Origin of the sequence: Acinetobacter sp. YH18001 (assembly GCF_013416975.1) — a bacterium.
GTDB lineage: Bacteria > Pseudomonadota > Gammaproteobacteria > Pseudomonadales > Moraxellaceae > Acinetobacter > Acinetobacter pseudolwoffii.
Map to the genome: position 1 here is coordinate 1 of NZ_VPEU01000107.1, position 2,318 is coordinate 2,318.

Here is a 2,318-nt window from a genome sequence, read left to right on the forward strand (position 1 = left end):
GAATAATGAGCTGGCGATGACTTACTCTCACATGGGTAACCCCACACTACCATCAGCGCAAAGAGGTTTCACTTCTGAGTTCGGGAAGGGATCAGGTGGTTCACTCTTGCTATTGTCGCCAGCACAACTGTTTATGGACTTGTTCGGGTCTTATTTAACTACTTTTTTGTAGTGTTTGCCTTACTTAGTACCAAATAGAATACATTAACAGGTATATCTGAGTTGAACATTGTCTTACTAACGGTCTTCTGAATCAAGCTATTTTGCTTAATATCGAATCAATCGATGCTTTATACAACAACTGTTTGGGTGTTGTATAGTCAAGCCTCACGAGCAATTAGTATTGGTCAGCTTCACATATCACTATGCTTCCACATCCAACCTATCAACGTCGTAGTCTTCAACGGCTCTTTAGAGGACATAAAGTCCTAGGGAAATCTTATCTTGAGGTAGGCTTCCCGCTTAGATGCTTTCAGCGGTTATCCCTTCCGAACATAGCTACCCGGCGATGCGACTGGCGTCACAACCGGTACACCAGAGGTTCGTCCACTCTGGTCCTCTCGTACTAGGAGCAGATCCTCTCAAATTTCCAACGCCCACGGTAGATAGGGACCGAACTGTCTCACGACGTTCTAAACCCAGCTCGCGTACCTCTTTAAATGGCGAACAGCCATACCCTTGGGACCTGCTTCAGCCCCAGGATGAGATGAGCCGACATCGAGGTGCCAAACACCGCCGTCGATATGAACTCTTGGGCGGTATCAGCCTGTTATCCCCAGAGTACCTTTTATCCGTTGAGCGATGGCCCTTCCATACAGAACCACCGGATCACTAAGACCTACTTTCGTACCTGCTCGACTTGTGGGTCTCGCAGTTAAGCGCGCTTTTGCCTTTATACTCTACGCGTGATTTCCGACCACGCTGAGCGCACCTTCGTACTCCTCCGTTACTCTTTAGGAGGAGACCGCCCCAGTCAAACTACCCACCAGACATGGTCCTCGTCCCGGATAACGGGACAGAGTTAGAACCTCAATATTACCAGGGTGGTATTTCAAGATTGGCTCCACCGAAACTAGCGTCTCGGTTTCAAAGCCTCCCACCTATCCTACACAAGTAAGATCAAAGTTCAATGTCAAGCTGCAGTAAAGGTTCACGGGGTCTTTCCGTCTAGCCGCGGGTACACCGCATCTTCACGGCGAATTCGATTTCACTGAGTCTCTGCTGGAGACAGCGCCCCCATCATTATGCCATTCGTGCAGGTCGGAACTTACCCGACAAGGAATTTCGCTACCTTAGGACCGTTATAGTTACGGCCGCCGTTTACTGGGGCTTCGATCAAGAGCTTCGCTTACGCTAACCCCATCAATTAACCTTCCAGCACCGGGCAGGCATCACACCCTATACGTCCACTTTCGTGTTTGCAGAGTGCTATGTTTTTAATAAACAGTTGCAGGGGCCTGGTTTCTGTGGCTGCTCTCAGCTCAGGAAGCAAGTTCCATCACCAAAAGCAGCGTACCTTCTCCCGAAGTTACGGTACCATTTTGCCTAGTTCCTTCAGCAGAGTTCTCTCAAGCGCTTTGGTCTACTCGACCTGACCACCTGTGTCGGTTTCGGGTACGATTCCTGTGTAACTGAAGCTTAGAGACTTTTCCTGGAAGCATGGTATCAGCCACTTCACTGTACAAGTACAGCTTGCTATCAGTTCTCAGCATAGAGCACCCCGGATTTGCCTAAGATGCATGCCTACAACCTTTCACCTGGACAACCAACGCCAGGCTGACTTAACCTTCTCCGTCCTCTCATCGCATTACACAGAAGTATTGGAATATTAACCAATTTCCCATCGACTACGCCTCTCGGCCTCGCCTTAGGGGTCGACTCACCCAGCCCCGATTAACGTTGGACTGGAACCCTTGGTCTTTCAGCGTGCGAGTTTTTCACTCGCATTGTCGTTACTCACGTCAGCATTCGCACTTCTGATACCTCCAGCAGACTTCTCAATCCACCTTCATCGGCTTACAGAACGCTCCCCTACCACGCATAATAAATTATGCATCCGCAGCTTCGGCATATAGTTTTAGCCCCGTTACATCTTCCGCGCAGGCCGACTCGACTAGTGAGCTATTACGCTTTCTTTAAAGGGTGGCTGCTTCTAAGCCAACCTCCTAGCTGTCTATGCCTTCCCACATCGTTTCCCACTTAACTATAATTTTGGGGCCTTAGCTGGCGGTCTGGATTGTTTTCCTCTTGACTACGGACGTTAGCACCCGCAGTCTGTCTCCCGGATAGTACTCATTGGTATTCGGAGTTTGCATCGG

Annotated in this window: 2 rRNA genes; both read right to left on the bottom strand. The window is 49.3% G+C overall.

The features are described from left to right. Positions 1-8: 8 nt before the first annotated feature. Positions 9-123, bottom strand: a 5S ribosomal RNA gene (gene rrf, locus FTV48_RS14490). Positions 124-316: 193 nt separating this feature from the next. Continuing rightward, positions 317-2,318 (bottom strand): 23S ribosomal RNA (locus FTV48_RS14495); the annotation flags it as partial.